Origin of the sequence: Microcoleus sp. T3_B1 (assembly GCF_036700445.1) — a bacterium.
Lineage (GTDB): Bacteria > Cyanobacteriota > Cyanobacteriia > Cyanobacteriales > Microcoleaceae > Microcoleus.
The window spans coordinates 26,004-46,951 of record NZ_JAUBOX010000064.1 but is presented as its reverse complement, the minus strand read 5'-3'; the positions used below and the strand labels follow the sequence as shown (position 1 = coordinate 46,951).

At 46.9% G+C, this 20,948-nt stretch carries 19 protein-coding genes, 1 tRNA gene and 1 pseudogene; 10 read left to right on the top strand and 11 right to left on the bottom strand.

From position 1 onward, the window contains the following. The 4 genes and pseudogenes from QT990_RS26245 to QT990_RS26230 form a co-directional block, all read left to right on the top strand. Window positions 1–359, top strand: a pseudogene (locus QT990_RS26245) (hypothetical protein); the annotation flags it as partial. Further along, a complete protein-coding gene (locus tag QT990_RS26240; protein WP_333465933.1) occupies window positions 319–1,116 on the top strand; it encodes a transposase in 798 nt (265 codons plus the stop codon). The pseudogene QT990_RS26245 and the gene QT990_RS26240, both read left to right, overlap by 41 nt. Window positions 1,117–1,416: 300 nt before the next feature. Beyond that, window positions 1,417–1,746 carry a hypothetical protein gene (locus tag QT990_RS26235; protein WP_333148424.1) on the top strand — a complete coding sequence of 110 codons (330 nt, stop codon included), beginning with the start codon at window positions 1,417–1,419 and terminating at the stop codon, window positions 1,744–1,746. 61 nt (window positions 1,747–1,807) lie between these two features. Beyond that, window positions 1,808–4,702 carry a hybrid sensor histidine kinase/response regulator gene (locus QT990_RS26230; RefSeq protein ID WP_333301027.1) on the top strand — a complete coding sequence of 965 codons (2,895 nt, stop codon included), beginning with the start codon at window positions 1,808–1,810 and terminating at the stop codon, window positions 4,700–4,702. Between the two features lie 706 nt (window positions 4,703–5,408). Here the strand turns inward: QT990_RS26230 and QT990_RS26225 are convergent. From QT990_RS26225 to QT990_RS26175, 11 genes are all read right to left on the bottom strand, one after another. Next, window positions 5,409–5,537, bottom strand: a complete 129-nt coding sequence (locus tag QT990_RS26225) for a hypothetical protein (protein WP_333145132.1) — start codon at window positions 5,535–5,537, stop codon at window positions 5,409–5,411. Between the two features lie 85 nt (window positions 5,538–5,622). Then, complete coding sequence (gene lptC, locus QT990_RS26220; protein WP_333465932.1) at window positions 5,623–6,819, bottom strand: LPS export ABC transporter periplasmic protein LptC; 1,197 nt, start codon at window positions 6,817–6,819, stop codon at window positions 5,623–5,625. A 176-nt stretch (window positions 6,820–6,995) separates the two neighbouring features. Beyond that, entirely contained in the window at window positions 6,996–7,601 is a 606-nt protein-coding gene (locus QT990_RS26215) for a LabA-like NYN domain-containing protein (protein WP_006631885.1), read from the bottom strand. A 105-nt stretch (window positions 7,602–7,706) separates the two neighbouring features. After that, a complete protein-coding gene (gene metG, locus QT990_RS26210) occupies window positions 7,707–9,299 on the bottom strand; it encodes a methionine--tRNA ligase (RefSeq protein WP_333145134.1) in 1,593 nt (530 codons plus the stop codon). Window positions 9,300–9,590: 291 nt separating this feature from the next. After that, window positions 9,591–9,767 (bottom strand): hypothetical protein, encoded by a 177-nt coding sequence (locus QT990_RS26205; protein WP_333145135.1) that lies wholly within the window; start codon window positions 9,765–9,767, stop codon window positions 9,591–9,593. 370 nt (window positions 9,768–10,137) lie between these two features. After that, window positions 10,138–11,280 carry a heat-inducible transcriptional repressor HrcA gene (gene hrcA, locus QT990_RS26200; protein WP_445252081.1) on the bottom strand — a complete coding sequence of 381 codons (1,143 nt, stop codon included), beginning with the start codon at window positions 11,278–11,280 and terminating at the stop codon, window positions 10,138–10,140. Between the two features lie 301 nt (window positions 11,281–11,581). Next, the gene (locus QT990_RS26195) at window positions 11,582–12,451 is read right to left on the bottom strand and encodes an alpha/beta hydrolase (RefSeq protein ID WP_333465931.1); all 870 of its coding nucleotides are present in this window, start codon (window positions 12,449–12,451) and stop codon (window positions 11,582–11,584) included. Window positions 12,452–12,548: 97 nt separating this feature from the next. Then, entirely contained in the window at window positions 12,549–12,734 is a 186-nt protein-coding gene (locus QT990_RS26190) for a hypothetical protein (RefSeq protein WP_333145138.1), read from the bottom strand. Window positions 12,735–13,221: 487 nt separating this feature from the next. Beyond that, a complete protein-coding gene (locus tag QT990_RS26185) occupies window positions 13,222–13,902 on the bottom strand; it encodes a transposase (RefSeq protein ID WP_333145139.1) in 681 nt (226 codons plus the stop codon). Further along, entirely contained in the window at window positions 13,862–14,494 is a 633-nt protein-coding gene (locus QT990_RS26180; RefSeq protein ID WP_333145140.1) for a helix-turn-helix domain-containing protein, read from the bottom strand. The genes QT990_RS26185 and QT990_RS26180 overlap by 41 nt, the downstream gene beginning before the upstream one ends. 393 nt (window positions 14,495–14,887) lie before the next feature. Beyond that, window positions 14,888–15,613 carry a hypothetical protein gene (locus tag QT990_RS26175; protein ID WP_006631881.1) on the bottom strand — a complete coding sequence of 242 codons (726 nt, stop codon included), beginning with the start codon at window positions 15,611–15,613 and terminating at the stop codon, window positions 14,888–14,890. A gap of 506 nt (window positions 15,614–16,119) precedes the next feature. On the opposite strand from QT990_RS26175, the gene QT990_RS26170 reads away from it, so the two are divergent. The 6 genes from QT990_RS26170 (at window position 16,120) to QT990_RS26145 (ending at window position 20,751) form a co-directional block, all read left to right on the top strand. After that, window positions 16,120–16,671, top strand: coding sequence for a GNAT family N-acetyltransferase (locus QT990_RS26170; RefSeq protein ID WP_172187348.1), 552 nt, complete (start codon window positions 16,120–16,122; stop codon window positions 16,669–16,671). 243 nt (window positions 16,672–16,914) lie between these two features. After that, window positions 16,915–16,988 (top strand) — tRNA-Pro (locus QT990_RS26165). Window positions 16,989–17,140: 152 nt separating this feature from the next. Further along, a complete protein-coding gene (locus QT990_RS26160; protein WP_333145142.1) occupies window positions 17,141–17,980 on the top strand; it encodes a Tic22 family protein in 840 nt (279 codons plus the stop codon). A 268-nt stretch (window positions 17,981–18,248) separates the two neighbouring features. Beyond that, entirely contained in the window at window positions 18,249–19,136 is an 888-nt protein-coding gene (prmC, locus tag QT990_RS26155) for a peptide chain release factor N(5)-glutamine methyltransferase (RefSeq protein ID WP_333145160.1), read from the top strand. A gap of 60 nt (window positions 19,137–19,196) precedes the next feature. Then, the gene (locus QT990_RS26150) at window positions 19,197–19,790 is read left to right on the top strand and encodes an L-threonylcarbamoyladenylate synthase (RefSeq protein ID WP_333145143.1); all 594 of its coding nucleotides are present in this window, start codon (window positions 19,197–19,199) and stop codon (window positions 19,788–19,790) included. Between the two features lie 25 nt (window positions 19,791–19,815). Then, a complete protein-coding gene (locus QT990_RS26145) occupies window positions 19,816–20,751 on the top strand; it encodes a sensor histidine kinase (RefSeq protein ID WP_333145144.1) in 936 nt (311 codons plus the stop codon). The last annotated feature ends 197 nt before the right edge of the window (window positions 20,752–20,948 follow it).

Below are 20,948 nucleotides of genomic sequence, written 5' to 3'. Positions count from 1 at the left end.
ATGTTTTCTCAAACATTGAAGGCGGATATGTACAGTGGCAGACGATACAATTAGCTGACCTGAAAAACACTAAAAAATTATTCCCTGATTATAAAGTGTTAGATTCCCAGGTTTTGCAAGATGTCGTCAACCGAGTTGAAACTTCCTTTTCAAACTTCACCACGCCCGACAAAAACGGCAATCGTAGAGGCAAGCCAAGATTCAAAGGGCTTCACTACTACAAATCCTTCAGTTACCCTCAATTAGACAACTTAGATATTGTCAAAGATGAACAAAACAGGATTTGTATTAGCCTCACAAAAATAGGTAAGCGTGCCTATGGTCTTTCACCGTCCCATACCAAAAGGATTCAAAGTTAAGACGGGTACAGTTATCAGAAAAGCAGATGGGTGGTATATTTCCCTGACGCTAGAAGATAAAACGGTTCCCGTAACGGTTGCAGAAATTCAACCGACGGTCGAAAATACTGTTGGCATTGATTTGGGAGTCACTAATTACGTCTATCTTTCCAATGGCGAAAGAGTTGAGAATCCTAGATTTTTGAGGAAATCGGCTCAGAAATTAGCAAGGCTTCAAGCGAAGTTAGCTAATAGAGTCAAGGGTTCTCAACCTTGGAAAATAATCAAGGACAAGGTTTCCCAACTCCATCAGTTCGTAGCTAGAGCTAGATTAGATTTTCAATTTAAAACTGCACATGAGCTACTTAGCAAGTGTGAGGTTTTAGTTGTTGAAGATTTGAGCGTCAAAAATCTAACTAGACGTGCCAAGCCCAAGACTGATATTGAGAAGGGTAATTTGGTTTATTTGCCTAACGGTCAGTCAGCTAAGAGTGGTTTGAATAAATCCATGCTTGATGCTGCTCACGGGCAATTCGCCAACGTTCTGAAATATGTCGCCTGGAAACTAGGTAAAAGTGTTTTATTTGTTGATCCAAAGGGAACTTCCCAGCACTGTTGGAACTGCCTCAACAAAGTCCCGAAAGAATTATCGGAACGGTGGCATTCTTGTCAATGTGGAGAATCTTTGGATCGAGATGAAAATTCAGCCAAACTCATAAGAAAAATTGGTCTGAGTTACAAAAGTGGCGGGGGAACTCCGTCACTCAAAAAAGCATGAGAAAAAAAAGGAAAAAGAAGCCTGCGGTCTAACTGTACTCAGTTGACCGTCAGGTTCGTTCACGAAACACGAACAGAATGTAATTGTTGACGGTATTGAGGCTAACCTTTGTTATGAACCCACTACTGAGACGCGCAACCGGAAAGCCCTGCGTCCAAATAATACAGCAGAATGGGAATTGAGAGTGGGCGTATATCAGGTTTTGTACAAAGTTGACAAGCAAGTTAAAATTGTCAGTAGAGATCGCATCGCTGGCAAGCATGAGAATATATACATATTTCAAGGAGAAGAGGAAGAACTATGATGAACTGGGATTATCGAGTATTTTTTGAGGATGGCGGGTACACAATTCGCACGGTGTATTATGACGATAAGGGTGCGATCGCAGCCTGCTCTGAAAAAGAAACCGCACCTTTTGGAGAATCAGTGGAAGAACTTCAAGAAGAATTAAACCAACTCCTTGCTGCTCTAAAAAAACCAGTTATTTCGGCTGACGATGTGCCACCTCCAAGCGATCGCCCGAAGGCAAAAAGAGGAAAATCATTGCAAGCAGTGCGGCAACAACTTGGCTTGCGATCGGAAATAACGAAAGAAAATTCCTTAGAAAATTCCTTGAGTTCAAACGATTAGCAAAGAACCGAGGTTATCGGTAAGAGTTCAAAACTACTGGCCGCTTATCTTGGCCGCTCATATGAATGATGACGATTTAAACGAATTAATAGATGCTTTCACCGCAGAATGCGAAGAGTTTCTCCAGTCAATGGAAACAAATCTGCTGGCGATGGAAGCTGCGGGTTTGAAAGAGCGACAAGCTGCAGTTAAAGAAATGTTTCGGGCCGCTCACTCGATTAAAGGTGCGGGTTCGATGTTGGGCTTTCAAAACGTATCGGCGGCGGCTCACACGCTGGAGGACTGTTTTGTCATTTTGCGCGATCGCACAGACTTGGCGGCCCTGGAACCGACTACTGTGAGTGTTTTGCTGCAGGGGGTGGATGCTCTCAAAAAGATTACGATCGAATCAGTTCAACACTCCGATATTACAACTCCGGATCAAACGGAAAACTTGGAGGCGATCGCCCAAATTTTCGCCCAGTTCCAGGCCAAGTACGGCAAGTCAGAACCGCCGCAAGTTCCCGCAGTCAGCCAATCGTCCGCCCCGGAAACGCTGAAACTGATTTTTGAACAGCAAGTGCCGGCACTCTTCAATCGCCTAGAAACCGAGCTTTCCCAAGCTTCCGAAGCAGATTTGGCAACAAGCGTCACCGCCCTCAACCAGGTTTACTACCAACTCTCCGGTTTGGCTGGAATGCTGCAATTGCCGGATTTTGGGAAAGTCGCCGCAGCCCTCAGAGATTTGATTGACTCTCCAGACTTGACTCTACAACGGTTGCAATCCGACGGTTGGGCGATCGCCCAAAACTTGCAAACCGCACGCCAACAAATATTGGAAGGAAGGGCGATCGACATCCCCGAAATCTCCCCCACTCCCACTCTCCCCCTCTCCCCCTCCCCCACTCTCCCACTCTCCCCCTCCCCCACTCTCCCCCTCTCCCTCTCCCCCACTCCCACTCTCCCACTCTCCCCCACTCCCACTCCCCCACTCTCCCCCACTCCCACTCCCCCCGAAATCTCCCCCTCCCCGACTCTCCCAGTCCCCAACCCGCAAAGGCCGACAATCCGGGTAGACTTAGAACGCTTAACTGAATTGGTGAATTTAGTCGGGGAATTAGTCATCAACCGTACAAATTTAGAACTTCAAGAATCCGAACTGCGCGGCGAAGTCAAGCGCATCCGCCGCAATATCGTAGATTTGAACCAATTCGGCGGCCAGTTGCGAGAAGAATACGACAGACTGAGCTTTGCAGAGTGGAGAGGGGGAAACGGGAACTCTGGATTGGGAAAACTTGCAGCAGCAGAAACAGAATTCCCCATGATTGCTAACGGCAAATCCTCTCCGCTTCATGCTCACTTCGATATCTTAGAGATGGATCGTTATACAGAGTTCCACTCGACAGCCGCAGAAGTCATCGAAACTGCCCAAGCAATTTCTCAATCCGCCACCAAATTAGACACCTTAGCCATGAAATTCGAGCGCAGTACCGACCAACTGCGTCGCATTACCGAACAACTACGCAGTCGCGTCATGCAGTTGCGAGTCGTGAGTTTCAGTCGCGCCGTCGATCACTTGCCCAGAGCCCTCCGAGAGATGTGTCTCACATACGATAAGGATGTCAACCTGCTGCTAGTGGGAAGAGATACCAAAATTGACGAAAGTTTGCTCGATGCTTTGCGCGACCCCTTAATACACTTAGTGAGAAACGCTTTCGACCACGGCATCGAAATGCCCGAAGTTCGGAAAGCAAGCGGCAAGCCGGCCAGCGGTCAAATAGAAATAGAAGCCCGCCACCAAGGCGGCCAAACTATTATTACTGTCGCCGATGATGGCAAAGGCATTGACCCGGAAATGATTCGCCGTAAAATTGTCACAAAGGGTTTGGCTACGGAGGAACAAGCTCAAGAATTTTCCATTGCCGAACTCTACGATTTTCTGTTTTGGGCGGGTTTCAGCACTACTGAAGGGGTCAGCGACCTTTCGGGGCGGGGAGTCGGGCTCGACGTGGTGCGAACAAATTTGCGGACTGTGCGGGGAACTGTGAAGGTAGACTCTCGCCTGGGAAAAGGTACGAGTTTTATTATTAAACTGCCACTGCTGTTGTCGATTACTGATGCTTTGATGGTGAAAACCGATCACAATAAAATAGCAGTGCCGCTTGATGCAGTCGAGGAAATTCTGCACATTAAAGCCTCGGAAGTTCACATTGCCGGCAATCAGCCGATGCTGTGGTGGCGGGAGGAATTTATTCGTTTGGTGAGAATGCAAGATTTGCTCGAATACAGCGTCGTCGGGCCGGATGCCCCCTCTCCTGACCCTTTGACCCAAGAGGAAATTCCCGTCCTGGTTTTGGCTTCTACCGAAGGAATGCTGGCGGTGGCAGTGGAACGGCTGATCGGTCAGCAGGAAATAGTGGTTAAACCTTTGCCGCCGCCTCTATCCAAGCCTCGCGGCGTTTTGGGGACTACGATTTTGGGGGACGGGCGCGTGGTGAATATTCTGGATGTGGACGATTTGGTGGGCCAACCTGTGGTAAATAGTTCGATCGCCGCTATCTCCGGTAAAGTGCAGGAGATACCGGCGAGTTCGAGTCAGTCACCGCAGATTTTGGTAGTGGATGATTCCTATACAATTCGCCAGTTGCTGTCTCTGACGCTGACTCGTGCTCGCTACCGGGTGGTACAGGCTAAAGACGGCCTGGATGCCCTGGAAAAGTTGCAAAATGGTCTTGATTGCAGTTTGGCGATCGTGGATATTGAAATGCCCCGGATGGATGGATTTGAATTGTTGCGATCGATCAGATCGACCGAACGGTTTGCTAAGATTCCCGTAGCTATGCTGACATCCCGTAGCGGGGCAAAACATCGGCAAATGGCAATGGAATTAGGCGCCAATCAATACTTCACCAAACCTTACAGCGAAGCCCAACTTTTACAAGCTATCCCCAAATTAATCCACCACTCAATAATTTAATCCACAATCTCAAATTTCCAATCAAATAATCCCTAATCTCAAACAAAACTTAGGCAAAAAGTAATTGCACCCGCGAATAATAGTGGGAACTACGCACCCGACTCACCTACTAAAATCGAATAATCTAAAATCTAATACCAATTTTGTATGAGGCTGCATATATCTCGATCCCCCCTAGCCCCCCTTAATAAGGGGGGGACAAGATTCTTCTCAAAGTCAACCCCTACTCCCCAACAATCAGGGGGATTTAGGGGGATCGAGATATGTGCAACTTCACATTAAATTGGTATTACGAACTATAGAATCTGAAACCCACCTTCCCCGTGCTGCCCTAAAAAAGGGGGAACTTGAAAGCCCTCTTGGAAAAAGGGTTTGGGGGTTCTATGCGTAACTCTTAAGCTTACGTCAGCTAAATTGCGCTTTTTTTTCAAGGGGCTCTCTGGCCCGTCCCACAAGGATTCTCAAATAGAGGAAATGGCAACCTAGATGCACAATAACTTAATAGTCGATCGTGCATAGTAGCTAAATCAACCCTAAACTCAACAGTGCCATGAGTTCAGGTAGAATCAGATGCGAAACAGAAAAAGATTTGACTGCATGGGCGATCTACGGAAACGTAGGGCGCTGAGCGAGATAGCGTTGAAATCCGCTGTTTAGCAGTTTCGTTTTTTCTTCCAGGCACAGGTCTAATCTCCCACACCCCATCTCAAAACGAAAGCCGCACGCCCGGACACGAGAGAAGCAGTTCAACACCCTTAAACTCTCTCCAACTTAATCCGTCAATTAAGATAGGTTCATCAAGCCTTTCTAAAGTTGTTTCTAAAGTTGTCGTCATCCCAACCCCTCCTTACTCAATTCAATCTTAATTGAATGTGCGTTCATCAGCGCTCATCTGCCAACATCTGCGATCGCAATCCCATCTACTGTCCCAAAGTTCCCTTATACTCGTCCGGTACAAATTCCGTAACCACTTGGCCGCCGCCACCGTCGCCTTTGACAATCACAGTTTGATTTTTCAACTCTCCCGCCGCCCTCGGCCCTGTCAAATTAAACACCGGATTTAACTGCCGATATACCACATTTCCTTCTGCATCAAAAGTCTGGTTAGTTAAATACCAAGTTACGCGATCGGTATTTAATTGAGCTTGACGTTTTTCCCCAATTCCTACCACATTCCCCGTCAAATAAAAAACTTTTTTCTCTAAATCTCCCCGCCCCGTATCCCCAGTCATCGTCACCTTTTCCACGCGGTGAAAAACCTTCACAGGCCCGGGCGACACCACAGATTGCGCCGGAAAATTCCAACTCATCAAACTGCTTTCTATTTGCAGCGGCGGGTCTGATGGCATCAACTGAGCGTTTTTTGTCAGCGTCGCAATCTTGGTTTTTAAGTCTACATCTACTTGGTCGGCAAAACCGCTGTCTGTTACTGTTTTATCTTTGTATCTATCAATTTGAGTCGGTTTGGCGCTGTTTACTTTTTGTTGATCCACAAACCACACTAAGTGCTCGGTTCGCAATTGCAAAACCGGATCTTTAACATTCGCCACCACAGAACCGAATAACTCCATCCTCTTAGCCCTACTGAAAACCCGCGCTTCCTTCGCTGAAGCCGTCACCTGTTTGTTCTCTCCAGTCAAATTATTGCGGACAACTAAAACATCTTCCTTCGGCCGCCACTCCAACTCATTTCCCCGCAATACCACTCCATTTTTCAGGTCTTTAGCGACTATGTTACCTTTGAGAAAAACCTGATTTCCTTCCTGAAATACCTGCCCGGTTTCTCCCTGAATATCGTAAATTTCTTTGCCGTCCTGAAACAATTTGCCCACTGGTTTCTGAACGTTAACTATCTTTTTGTCTTTGCTGTAAACGGCATTTTGCGAGTTTACTTTCCAGAACGTCTCACCCTTTTCGTTTGCTTGTTCTAGAGTTACTTTGTTCAAAGTTAAAGTGCTGTTTGACTGTTGAGCAGTTTTGAGATCCTCAGCTAATTTGTTCTTTTGAGTCTCTTGCGGAACCGCACAAGCACCAATCCCCAAAATCAGTGCTGATAAAAATAGCAGCATCAATTTTGGGGATTTGAAAGTGGGAATTTGGGATTTGAGATTAATCATTGGTTATTGGGAATTGGTAATTGGTAATTGGTAATTAATAATTGGCTCTTGAAAAACACTTAATCAAAAATTAAAAATGTGTCATGTTTGGTCTAAATTTTTAACTTTTAATTCTCAATGATTCAACCCATTAACCCTCACCCATTACCCGTTACCCATTACCCATTACCCAACCCCTATCTGTCGTCGTGTTCCTCCATCAAGCTCAGACCCGACAAAGGGCGGTAAGCATAATTAGGGCGCGATGTTTTTTGGATGTCGTCCTTAATCATTTCCAAATCGATATAGCGATCGGCTACATTAATCAAACTGTCGCTCGTCATCGATCGCAAACTCACCACCTCAACCCGCACACCGCGATAGCTCACAGCGTCTACAGCATAAGCCAAATCGCCGTCACCGCTCACCAGTACCGCCGTGTCGTAAGACCCCACTAAAGCCATCATATCCACAGCGATTTCTACATCCAAATTCGCCTTCTTAGAACCATCTGGCAACTGTACCAAATCCTTAGAAATCACGCGGTAGCCGTTGCGGCGCATCCACAGCAAAAACCCCTGCTGTTTCTCGTTAGTGCGATCGACACCCGTGTAGAAGAAAGAGCGCAGCAGCCGCGAACCCGCAGTTAAACGGCACAGCAGCTTAGTGTAATCAATCTCAATTCCTAACTGCAAAGCCGCGTAAAAAAGGTTAGAACCGTCAATAAAAATTGCCACTCTACCCCGATTTTCTAGAACCTGTTCCGGCGTAAAAAGGTCGTTGCTTTCTATTCTATTCAACATGATTGTTATGCCTCGATTTTTATGAAAGATTGGTAAGGAAATAACTGCTAATTCGTAGTCTGTCATAACACCCAGAGCCCTGGCTGCCAACTATGAAGGTACTGTTTACAGCAGTTCGATCCGCTTAAAAACAGGTTGGGGTTCCCCCAGAGTTTGGTTTGCCGGCAAAGCGCCCCAAGCAGCATGAGCTGCAAAATTCGCTAAACTGTTAACTGTAACTCGATCGTTAAAGTCAATTGAAAAACCTAGCTGTTGATAGATAGCGTTGCTGATATTGGGAATAATCGGCGACAAAAGGTAAGATGCTAGTCTAACAGATTCCAGAACAGAATATAGCACCTGTTCGACACTTTCGATTTGTCCCTGCTTGTACAAACTCCAAGGTGCTTGCACGTCAATAAACTTGTTTCCGGCTCGAACTAATGCAAGCACCGCTTCGCAAGCCTTGCTAAAAGCCAACTCCTCGTAAAAATCTGCTACTCGATCGCCCAAATCCAGGCTCATAGCCTTGAGAAGGTTGTCGCCCTCAATGTTTTCTCCCAACACATTTGGTACGCAGGCACCGCAATATTTGCGAGCCATGTTTAACGTGCGGTTAAGCAAATTTCCCAAATCATTTGCTAGCTCAGCATTCAATATATTGATAAACCGAGTTTCGTTAAAATCGCCGTCCTCTCCGAACTCAATTTCTTTGAGGAAATAGTAACGTACTGCATCAGCGCCGTATTTGTTGACCAATTCGACAGGGTTTAAAGTATTACCCTCCGTTTTCCCCATTTTTTTGCCGTCTTTGGTCAAAAACCCGTGTGCGAAAACGCGACCCGGCACCGGTAGATTCGCTGACATCAGCATTGCCGGCCAGTAAACTGCGTGGAAGCGAAGAATATCTTTGCCGATCAAATGCAAGTCAACCGGCCACCATTTAGATAAAGCATTCTCCAACATCGGGTCGCTGTCCGGATCTAGCAAGGCGGTGACGTATCCCAGCAAAGCGTCAAACCAGACGTAGATGCTGTGACTGGGGTCAACTGGCATTGGCAGACCCCATTCGAGATTCACTCTAGAAATCGAAAAGTCTTGCAGTCCAGAGTTGACGAAACTGAGCACTTCGTTGCGTCGGCTTTCCGGCGCGATGAAGTCGGGACGTTCTGCGTACAAGGCCAGCAGTTGCTCTTGATACCGCGACAGACGGAAAAAGTAATTTTCCTCGTCGCGCCACTCAACTTCCTTGCTGGTGTGGACAGAACACCGATTTCCCGGCAACAATTCCCGTTCATCCTTGAATTCTTCACAGGAGACGCAGTACCAGCCTTGTTGCTGGTTCAAGTAGATGTCGCCGGAGTTCCAGACGCGCTGGAAAAATTCTTTGACAATGTACTCGTGGCGCCGCGAAGTTGTGCGGATGAAGCGATCGTACTGGATGTCGAGTTGCTCCCACAGCGCCTCAAACGCCGGAACTACTGAATCGCAGTGAGCTTGGGGCGATCGTCCCAAACTCTCGGCTGTCCGCTGAATTTTCTGCCCGTGTTCGTCCGTCCCCGTAACCAGCAAAACAGATTTGCCCCGCAGCCGCTCAAATCGGGCTAGGGCATCCGCAGCCATAGTCGTATAAGCGCTGCCAACGTGAGGTAAATCGTTTACATAATACAGAGGCGTTGTGATCGCAAAGGTATTTTTAGTTTTATCGGTCGATTTCATTGAATGCTAAAAGAAAATTCCCTAAATTTCGTTTCGATCTTAACTCAGCGGTTAAATTTTTTATGGAGTGGCAATCAAGCCAAATTCACTGCAAGTTATTTGCAATTGTCTAACCCGGGCTATTCCCAAAAGAAATATTGCTTTCATATCAACACTAATCTTTTTTAGTTGTTTTTGACGAACTCTCTAAAATGTCTTAATATTTTGACATTCGGCTGCCTTGGGAAGCGACGCTCCTGGGGTACGCGCCTCCTCTATTCATTGGTCGTAGCCGCTATCCCTAGAGCGGGTTTAGCAGCCCACCCTGTTGGCAACAAAACTCGTCAGTTGGGCTGCTAAACCCGCCGTTCGACTAACGCTCCGCGACCACTTTCTGTGAATGCCCGATCGCTCACCATCGCCATCTCTTTCTCGCGATCGCTGGAAAGTCGATCGCTCGCCACTCCTGCCACTTTCCAAGCCGCTCATGGACGCAGAAACCGGGTTATTTAGGAAACTCTCTTGTCAAGCGCGAAGCTTTAGTTTCTTACCCCAAAAATAGTATCAAACCCATATTCCGCACCCTCAACTGTCACTATCGGTTTTTACTTATTTTGATTTAGCAATAAAACTTTAAATCATACTATAATACCGTAGATTAACGGATAAAAAACTTTTTAAAAGCATAATTTGTTACTTAGAAGATATAGTTTTCTGCGTAATTATGCTGTATGACACCCCAGGGTGTGGAATGTGGGATAAAAGCCTAGTTTTTTTGTCACCAAACCCGGTTTATAAAGGTGGCGAGTACATCCACAGACAATAAAACCCCAAGCCAGTTAAGCTTGGGGCTATCAAATTAGGGTGCATCTAACAACGGATTATCCGATCGCCCTCGATCCCCATCAGGAAAACTCACTCGATTTCCGCCAATAGCTTCTGACAAATAATCGGCCGCAGCTTCCACAACCGCGATCGCATTTTCGTAAACCATCCGCGTCGGCCCCAAAACCCCAACACTACCCACCGGCACTGATCCCCGGCGGTAAGTCGAAGAAATCAGAGTACAGCCACGAATTGGTTCTAAAGAATTTTCCGAACCAATACGCACCGTTACCCGCTTTCCGGGGATGTCCAACTCAGGCGATTCAAAAATCAAAGGCCAAAGCAGTTCTTGCTCTTGTTCGAGCAGTTGCACCAGGGTTTGAACTTGCTGCAACTGCGAAAACTCAGGCAAGCGCAGCGCTTCTGCTAAACCGCCGATCAGAATCCGCGTGTAGGTTGGATTGGTTTGGCGGCTGCTCAAAGCAGTCAGCATGGTTTCCATCCACTCAGCGTACAGCTCAAAGTCCCGGTCTAACTCGCTCCAGTCTACAGCCGAGAGTTCCGAGAGCGATCGTCCCCGCAACTTGCTGTTCAAAAAATTCGACAAAATCTGCAACTGGCGATCGACAATTTCGGCCTCAGGCCTGTTACCTTCTGCGTCTGAAGGCAACTGCACCAAAACCGACTGAGTTTCGTAGGCATCCGTTACCACGATCAGCATCACCTTTCCCGGCTCTAGCTGCACCAGTTGCAAGTGGCGCAAGCAAGCCATATTGGTTTGCGGAATGGTGATCATGGCTATGTAACCGCTGATAGTTGCCAGGATTTGAGCAGCGCCACGGAGTGCCGCGTCCATGCGACCATCCGACCAATTGAGTTGGTCTAGTACCTGTTCCACCTTGCGGGCGAGCGTATCAGACGGCTGAATCAACTGGTCTACATAAATTCGGTAGCCGGAGTCAGAGGGGACTCGTCCTGCCGAAGTGTGGGGCTGATAAAGCAGTCCAGCTTTTTCAAGAGTCCCCATCGCATTGCGAATTGTAGCTGGGCTGACGCTGAGGTTGAATTCGTCAGCCAAAGCTTTTGAGCCAACGGGTTCCGCTGTTGCTATGTAGTGGCGAACCGTTGCCCAAAGGATGTGTTGTTGCCGATCGGTGAGGTTAACGCGCACAGATATTTAAGCAGAATTAGAATTTAGAGTTGAAAGCCACTATTTAATCGAAACGTCTGTCCCAAGAGGGCGATCGGGCAGAGTTATCTATTTAAGATAACAGATTTAGGCGAAGGAAGTTCAGCAACAGATTGTGTACGGGATTTTACGGATTGTGTACGTGATTTTACGGAGCGATGTTGAGGGAATGAACAGGGAAAAATGTTTTAACTTTTAACTTGTAACTTTCTATTTGGGAAGCTTCGCTTCCCCGAACCGGATATCTGCCCAAGGCCCCATTCCTTGGTTTCGCTTTACGCAATGCCCTTTAAGTCTGTTCTTTCAGAATATTTTGCAGGTAACTAGCCACTGCATCCGGCTGTTCCACCATTGCCAAATGGCCACAATCGGGAAGCTGAAGGACATTCTCGCCACAACCTTGGAACATCCAGTGAAAGCTAGCCAAATGCAGCACGTATTTTGGTTCCATAATTTTGTCTTTAGTACCGGCAATAAAATAAACAGGCTGCTTGAGTTGGGAGACAATTTGTGGCAATAGGTGAATCTGGGCTTCTGTGGTGGAGTCCAACAAAGCCCCCAAAGCTGCCTCTGGATGAGCTCCCACGAAATCTATTAAGCGCTGCCGTCCCCAGGATCTGCCGATCGAGCGGGCTACAGAATCGCGGGCAAACACGTAATCTGCTAAGGGCAAGCGAGGTAGCCAGCCGGGACGCATTGTCACTAGCTGCTTGCCGACCGCTCGAAACCGCTCGAATTCTTCCTTAAGATAGATGCCGCCCCCTGCATTGATGCAGACCACGCCTTTAACGCGATCGGAGAATTTGCTGGCTCCCCAAAGGGCGATCGTACCGCCGAGAGAGTGTCCCACCAGCCAAGCAGAAGATATATCGAGTTTTTCGAGTAAAATTTCCAAATCGCGAGCGTAAGCTGCCGGAGTGTAGCAGGAATTTAGCGGTTCGGAATGCCCGCGATCAACCCCACCGTCCGATTGAGAATCGCCAAACCCCCGCAAATCGTAGGTAAGGCACTGATAGTTTGATGCCAAGCGATCGGTCAAAGGTTGCCAGTAGTGGCGGCTTAACAGCCAGCCGTGGACAAATACCAGAACCGGGGAAGTTGCAGTCGGAGCCGTCAAATCGTAAGCGTGCCGAACCCCTAGGATGTTGATTGTTGCCATATTTTTATCCTACCCGCTCTCTAAGACCTATGTAAACCTATGTATAGCCTTTCTCAGAAAGAGGGAGTACGCCGAAACCCTGTGTTCTCAAGCTTTTTCAGGCTGACGCTACAAGATTTTTGTCCACTGCACGGGCAATCTTGGCATAGCTTGCCCTTTTATGCGATCGCCCTGGAATAAATATTCCTTCAAACCAGCGTTCTATGTTTTTTGCACCCTTCAAATTTCTGTCTGCTGTATGAGCGCAATTGCGACATAAATCAACGCGATTTTTTAATGGCATTTTGCGGCCATAATTTTCCCAAAATTAGCCGAGCTGAAAGTCGTAAGCCCTCGGTATTCCAGTGTCAAATTAGATATTTTTTTGTCGGATAGTTACCAATTAAATTCGTACATCCTACATTCAACTATTGAACAAACTAAATTGTTAGCATTCAACAATTATTTAATCTCTTAATTTTCTAGCTAGCGTTACCTATCCCTAGTTTTGGGCGAGGCGATACGTAATTTTATGGAGCGCCTTTTTGCGGATATTTGCGACTTTTGCGTGTAGTCCCGCGAGCTTACTTAAGTAAGTAGGCGCTGTAAAACGTGAACTAACCCGACGGTCAACGGATTACCGTTAGACCGCAGGCTTCTTTTTCCTTTTTTGCAAAGGCTTTTTTGAGTGACGAAGTTCCCCCGCCACTTTCGTGATTTAGACCAATCTTCTTTATGAGTTTGGCTGAATTTTCATCTCGATCCAAAGATTCTCCACACTGGCAAGAATGCTACCGCTCCGACAATTCTTTCGGAACCTTATTCAGGCAATTCCAGCAATGTTGAGAAGTTCCTTTCGGGTCAACAAATAGAACAGCTTTACCTAACTTCCAAGCAGCATATTTGAGGACGCTGACGAATTGCCCATGAGCAGCATCAAGCATTGATTTATTCAAGCCACTTTTAGCTGACTGACCATTCGGCAAATAAATTAAATTACCGTTGTCAATATCAGTCTTGGGTTTTGCACGTCTAGTCAGATTTTTGACCTTCAAATCTTCAACAACTAAAACATCACATTTGCCAAATAGCTCATGTGCCGTTTTGAACTGAAAATCCAGTCTAGCTCTAGCTATAAATTGGTGAAGTTTAGAAATCTTGTCCTTGATTGTTTTCCAAGGCTTAGAACCTTTAACTCTGCCAGCCAGCTTCGCTTGAAGTCTTGCTAACTTCTGGATCGATTTCCTCAAGAATCTAGGATTTTCAACTCTTTCGCCATTAGAAAGATAAGCGTAATTAGTGATTCCCAGATCGATACCCACAGTATTTTCGACCGTCGGCTGAATTTCTGCAACCGTTACGGGAACTGTTTTATCTTCTAGCGTCAGTGAAATATACCACCCATCCGCTTCTGGGATAACTGTTCCCGTCTTAACTTTGAACCCTGTTGGTATTGAACGGTGGAAAACCATAGGCACGCTTACCTATTTTCGCGAGGCTAATACAAATCCTGTTTTGCTCATCCTTGACCAGATCAAGATTGTCTAATTGAGGATAAGTGAAAGACTTATAGTAGTGAAGCCCTTTGAATTTAGGTTTCCCTCTACGATTGCCATTTTTGTCGGGCGTGGTAAAGTTTGAAAAAGAAGTTTCTACTCTGTTAACAACATCTTGCAAAACCTGAGAATCCAACACCTTGTAATCAGGAAATAGCTTCTTTGTGTTTTTTATGTCAGCCAGTTGTATGCTTTGCCACTGTACATATCCGCCTTCAATATTCGAGAAAATGTCACCTTTCTTAGTCAAAGGATTACCTGACTCATCCTTTCTTCTGCCATCCCTAGTTTGCACTCTAATTAAGGGAATATTTTGATAAATCTCCTCAACAGGGACTATGGAAACAATTAAAGGACAGGCGTTGATAGGTGTTCTCGTGGATTCCCACCACCTAAATCTCTCGCCCAAACGGTAGTTGTACTGCCGGCGACAGAGTTCTAGATGAGCCACAATCGTTGTTAGTTGGACTTTTGTGGGCTTGAGGCGGTATTTGTAAGTGAGTTGCATCGGAAACTTCCTTTTTTTCGACCTACTTTAATGTACCATTTTTTTAATTTAATACTTAGAATGTACATCAAAGTTTAAGGTACTCACAAAGTCTATTTGTCGGCTTCCGTCCGCGACATCCGACGCTCCTTTCATCCCTGCGGTAATTTATTCGGGGTACTTCGCGCAGCGCTCAGATGCGTCCCCTCTAAATATACCGAGGGACTTCCCGGCTGCTTGTTAAAAAGCTTGACAACCTCGTTTCGGCGTGTCCCATGTTTATGAGAACCGCTATCTACACTCGTTTGTAGGAACAATTTTGCCGAGCTTTTTATCCTATCTCACTGGAAAACTTCTGCAAACTAATGTCTACTTATAGAAATCTAGTTATTTAGGGAGCATCGGCAGCTTGCCCTAAAACCGCTCGCCTAGCAATCTTTGTCGCACCCCCTCAGCGATTTTCTGCCCCAGATATTCGGGAATTAAACTTTCATTGGGGCCCAACAAATAGAGAATCAGGCGAGTTCGCCCCCGCCAAACTAGCAAATTAGCATTTACGACCAACAAATCCTCTTGCCAGATGGCATACATAACTTTGTAAAAAAGTCCAGGTTGATTATCGGCTTCAATCAGCAAAGCTGGCAAGTGGAAAACCGGATCGACGTAGAATTCAGTTGCCACATCTTCTAAACCCGCGTCTAAATTAAATTCCACCGCCAACATCTCTTCAACCTCAAAATGCCCCGCCAATGCCTCTCGAACCGCCCTACAGACGTTTTCTGCTGTTTTATCTGCCAGTACCTTGCCACCGCGAGATACGACCAATTTGATAAATACCAGCATCGGCGGGTAAATTTGACCGTACAGACTCAGACTGTGAATTGTCAGTCCGTAGGCCGCGAGCACTCCAAAAATATCGCTCAATAGAAAAGACTGGTTCCGGTAAGCAAAATGCAGGGCACTTTTGTTACCTTCGGCTCGGATTTCGATGACTGCTTGCCGAGTTTTGTAAAGCTGGTAAGCTAATTTGAGGTTTTGCAACTGGATTTCGCTGCTGACAAATTGCTCATAAAACTGCGGAAACGCTCGGTTAAAGCGCTTGAGAAGTTCTAGTGTGGATGGTTTTAAACCCGAAGCCATAATTGAGGAGAAGGTGCGGGAGATATACTGGTATTGACTCTTCCATGCCTTATGGCAATGGGATTTTCGATTCGACGATTCGACTTAAATTGTGCCCGTCTCCTCACTAAAAGCAAAACTCAAATCTGTCTGAGAACTTATCACGAGAATGTCACGTTGCGCCATTCCAGTGGTATTTTCCACCAAGGGTATAAGTTCCGGCGCGATCGGCGGCACTCAAAAGAAGCATTTCCCAATATGCCTCTGTCCTGGTTCGGCAACAAATTTTACCTTAAAAGCGGGTTGTCCGGGCACTTGCTAGCAGAACAGTTCTACCAAACTTGACAGAATCAAAAAAGCGCAGACTCAATGTTGGACGACAAATCCCTGTTTTCGGCGTAAGATGAGTGTACCGTAAACTGTTCCTCAAGAGGCTACCGGCAATTGATCCTACGCCGATCGGAGTGGGTTTATCTGTCTGGTTCTCTTTCTCGTCGTCCAACTTCTACTACCTTAACCGCGCCTGCATGGGTTTTTGGAAAAACTTATTTAGTAGTTCTGAGTCTGCCTCTGTACCCCAAACAGCGGATTTTGAGGAAGATGTGGCTGTTGGGTTAGGCGATCCGCTTTCCCCAACGTTTCGCAAGCCCGCCAGCGGAAACGCTCGCATCTTTTTCAGTTGCGATCGGGACATTGACCTCTACGAACTCGAAGAACTTTGTAATGCAGTGGGTTGGTCCCGCCGTCCCCTGCGTAAAGTCAAAAAAGCTATTCAGCACAGCTTCCTAGTCGTCTCTATGTGGGAGATGCGGGGCAGCCAGCGACGGCTGGTGGGTTTCGCCAGAGCGACTTCAGACCATGCTTTTAATGCCACGCTTTGGGATGTGGTAGTTCATCCTGACTACCAGGGCAAGGGCATGGGCAAGGCGCTGATGAAATACATCATTAAAAAACTCCGCAGTGAAGATATCAGCAACATTACCTTATTTGCTGACCCTCAAGTGGTGGATTTTTACCGCAATTTGGGCTTTATGTCCGATCCAGAGGGGATTAAAGGTATGTTTTGGTACCCTGATTAGCGAGCGAGGTGCAGGTCGGCGTTGATTTGTTGAGGAAATGCAATTGACGCTGCCAACACCTCCTCTTCCTGTGCGCTGCGGTCAGTTACGATTGGATGTATCCCCGCAGCGAAAGCAAGTACGATCGAACTGCACAACTTGAAGACAACTTCGCCGTAGCTGCATTGAAAGCTAAAATCAAAAAAAGCTTGACAAGGGAGGGGTTTTGTGAGTTAATGGTTAAAAGATAGCTAACTATCACACCGGGATGTAGCGCAGCTTGGTAGCGCGCCTGCTTTGGGAGCAGGATGTCGCAGGTTCAAATCCTGTCATCCCGATCGCACAATGTTAAATAATAGATTGAAGCAGAACTGTCTCTGATGTTTACATTTCGTCAAAATGAAAACAAATTGAGGCAGTTTTTGCCGATCGTGTTAAGTCGCCAGTCTTTGCGTTAATGTGTTTCAGGATCGCTCCTGATGGAAAAAACATGAAATCATTAGTTCGTTTGGGCGCAATATTGGGAATTGTCGGCAGCACTCTGCTGGGCCCCTCCCCAATTGGCAAGATGTCTGCACTGGCACTGCCGGAGCCGCAAATTTTGGAAAAATTGCGCCCGGTACCAGTATTTACGATTACAGACGCTCAGGGTGCGCCCCTGATCGCTTCTGTTCCCAAGCAGGGTCAGGGTCAAACTGGTAATGCTTCCGTGGCGGGAATTTTCATCAGCCAGAAAGATGCTCAAGCTTTTGTCGATCAACTGAAAACCAAAAATCCTCAGTTGGCGGCCACGGTGCGCGTGATGCCGGTGTCGCTGGGGGAAATTTATCAGATCACTCAAGCAAATAAAGGCAAGCCCGAAGAAGTGCAATTTGCTTTCGTTCCGGCTCCGCAGCAGGTGCAGTCGGCTAAAACTGTACTTCAGCAGACTGGTCAACAAGTTAACGAATTCAACGGTGTACCTCTATTTTTGGCAAGAGGCGGCGCAGAAAATGGTTATTTGACGATTCAGCGGGGTCAGCAAGAGGTGATTCCCTTGTTTTTTAACAAGGAGGATTTACAGGGAATGGTCGAGCGTTTTAAGCAGCAGCAGCCCAACGTGACAGCCACAATTAAGATTGAGGTGGTGAACTTGGAGAGCGTTTTGGAAGCTTTGCGTACTGAGAACGACCCGTTTTTGACCCAAATGATTTTGATTCCGTCGCGGGAGTCGCTGGAATTTGTGCGCTCGCTCCAACCAGCAGGTGCGGGCCAAAATCCACAGGTTGCTCCGGCTCCAGCCTCTCCGGCTCCAGCTCGGCCGGCTCCAGCTCCGGCTCCAGCTCGCTAATAGTTAGTCAGTTGACAGTTGAGTGTTGACAGTTGACAGTTGACAGTTAACTGTTGACTGTTGACCACGAATTTCAAAGGTGGTACCCGCCACGTGATTTATCCGTGGAATCAATCCAAAATCGAAAATCGAAAATCCTCAAGCCCCCGCATTTATCCGTGGGGTCGCCTCTAAAATCGAAAATCGAAAATCGAAAATCGATTGACTGTTGTCATTAGTTACCAATTCCCGATGCCCGATGCCCGATGCCCAATTCCCAAAAAGTCTTATGTTTGTTTCTGGTTTAGAGCTTTGGGAATGGGCGAATCAAGCTAAAACCGAGGCGAGAGCCTCTGACATTCCCCTAGCAGAAATCGACTGGCTGCTGAAAGAGCTGGCTGGTTTGGATAGGTTGGCTCTGCGTTTGGAGTCGTTTAAAGATTTGCCAAAAATTGAATTAAAGTTGTCTTTATCTGAACTTGCTCAATTGTGGCAGCGGCGCTTGCAGGAACGGGTGCCGGTGCAGTATTTAACGGGAGTTGCACATTGGCGGCATTTTTCGCTCAAAGTAACGCCGGCGGTGCTAATTCCGCGTCCTGAAACGGAATTGCTGATCGATTTGGCTGTAGAAGCTGTTAAAAGCTATGGTGTCAATCCCAAATCGCATTGGGTGGATTTGGGGACGGGCAGCGGGGCGATCGCGATCGGCTTGGCTTCGGCGTTGACAAATGCTAGGGTTTATGCGGTAGATTGCAGTTCGGAAGCTTTGGCAGTTGCTCGACTGAATGCTGAGAATTTGGGCTTTGAATCGCGAATTAATTTTTATCAAGGTTTGTGGTGGGAACCGCTAGAATTTCTCAAAGGTCAAGTCAGCGGCATGGTGTCTAACCCCCCTTACATTCCCAGCAGCACGGTGCTGACTCTGGAACCGGAAGTTTTGAAGCACGAACCTCATCTGGCCTTAGACGGCGGTTTGGACGGGTTAGATTGCATCCGGCATTTGGTAGAAACGGCTCCCGATTATTTAGAATCCGGGGGAGTTTGGTTGGTTGAGATGATGGCGGGACAGGCTGAGGCGGTAGCTGATATGCTGCAAAGTCACGGGAGTTACGGTGAAGTTCAGATATTTTCGGATTTAGCAGGAATCGATCGGTTTGCCTTAGCCTACCGTCTTTAGGTTTCAAGAATATGTCGTACTTCTAAAATCTAAAATCTAAAATCTAAAATCTAAAATGGCATGACACAAGTTTCGATCGATGCCCTAGTTCAAGGGGCAATTTCTGGTAATCATATCGTCAGTTTTCCTACAGATACTGTACCCGCTTTGGCTGCGCGTCCCGATCGCTCGGAGTTGATTTTTGCAGCTAAACGCCGCAGTCAAGACAAACCGCTGATTTTGATGGCAGCATCGGCCAAGGCTTTATGGCCTTACGTGCAGGGGAGTCCAGCAGAGTTTAAATTGTGGCAGCAAGTGGCCGAATCCTATTGGCCGGGGGCGTTAACTTTGGTGCTGCCGGCTTCGGCAAAAGTCCCGGCGGTCATGAATTCGATCGACCCAACTACAATCGGAGTACGAGTTCCTAACTTTCCCCTTGCGATCAAGATTCTAGAGGAGACAGGCCCTTTGGCTACTACCAGTGCTAATTTATCCGGCCAGCCGCCTCTGGAATCGGTGGCAGAAATTGAGGCTCAGTTTCCCGAAGTCTTGACATTAGTTCCTTCTGAATTAGCAACAGCGACAACAGCTTCGAGTTTGCCTTCGACTGTGGCTAAATGGACTGGTAGCGGGTGGGAAATATTGCGACAAGGCACGATCGAGTTAGAATGCTAAAAGCTAAACTCCAAGGCAAAGCAATATGGCGCCGATCGGCTGGAGCAACTTTATATATTTAGGTATGGGACTGGGGCTGGGTTTGGGAAGCAGTTTGATTTGGCGCCTGCGGCAAAAAAGCTCGCAACAGCCCGAACCGGCGCCCAAAGTAGCCCCACCTCCTCAAGAAATTCACTTAGAGAAGTTTGATGCTCTTTCCGAGCAACTTAAGCAAACTCAATTGGCTTATCAGATGGCATCGGAGATGAGCCAATTTAAGGCTGGTTTTTTGGCTCGAACTTCTCACGAGTTGCGATCGCCCCTGAGCACTATGATTGGTACGCTGCAATTAATTCTCTCGGATTTGTGCGACGATCCTGCTGAGGAACGAGAGTTTGTCGAGCAAGCTCACGTCGCGGCACTCAAGCTGGTGAAATTAATAGATGAAATTATCTCTGTTGCTAAAACTGAACACGGCACTGAAAGGATGGATATTGAGCCGATTCAGTTAGCTAAGGTTTTTGACGAGGTTGATGATTTAACTTACTTGCAAGCTGCTAATCGCGGCATTCGTTTGGAGATATTGCCGCCAGATCCGGGGATTTATGTATTGGCAGATTTGCCGAGGTTTAGGCAAGTTTTAGTCAATTTGGTAGATACTGCTGTTGCTCAGATGGAGGAGGGGAGTATTTCTGTTTCGGCGCATTCTTCGCCGGAATCTGGATACGTTCACATTTGGGTGGACGATCAGCGTTCAGTGAGTGCTTGGAGCGAGTCTTGGGATTTGCTGAAGCACGATTTGGAGTGTGATATTACCAAGAGCAGCGATAATTCTCAGGTGTCTTCGGGAATGAGGTTATTGATGAATCAGACTCTTTTGAGTTTGATGAGCGGAAAGTTGGAGGTTCTGGCTGTGCCTTCTGAGTCCGAAGAGTGCAATTTTAACCGGACTCAGTGTTCTATTCCTTTGGCAACTTTCTGATGAAGGAAGTTCGGCCGCGAGCAATGTACGGGATGTAACGGAGATATTGCACCATTTTAAGCAACAGGCAAGATGCCTGTTCCACAAGAGATGAATTTTATTGTGGAACAGGCACCATTGTAAGCAACAGGCAAGATGCCTGTTCCACAAGAGATGAATTTTATTGTGGAACAGGCACCATTGTAAGCAACAGGCAA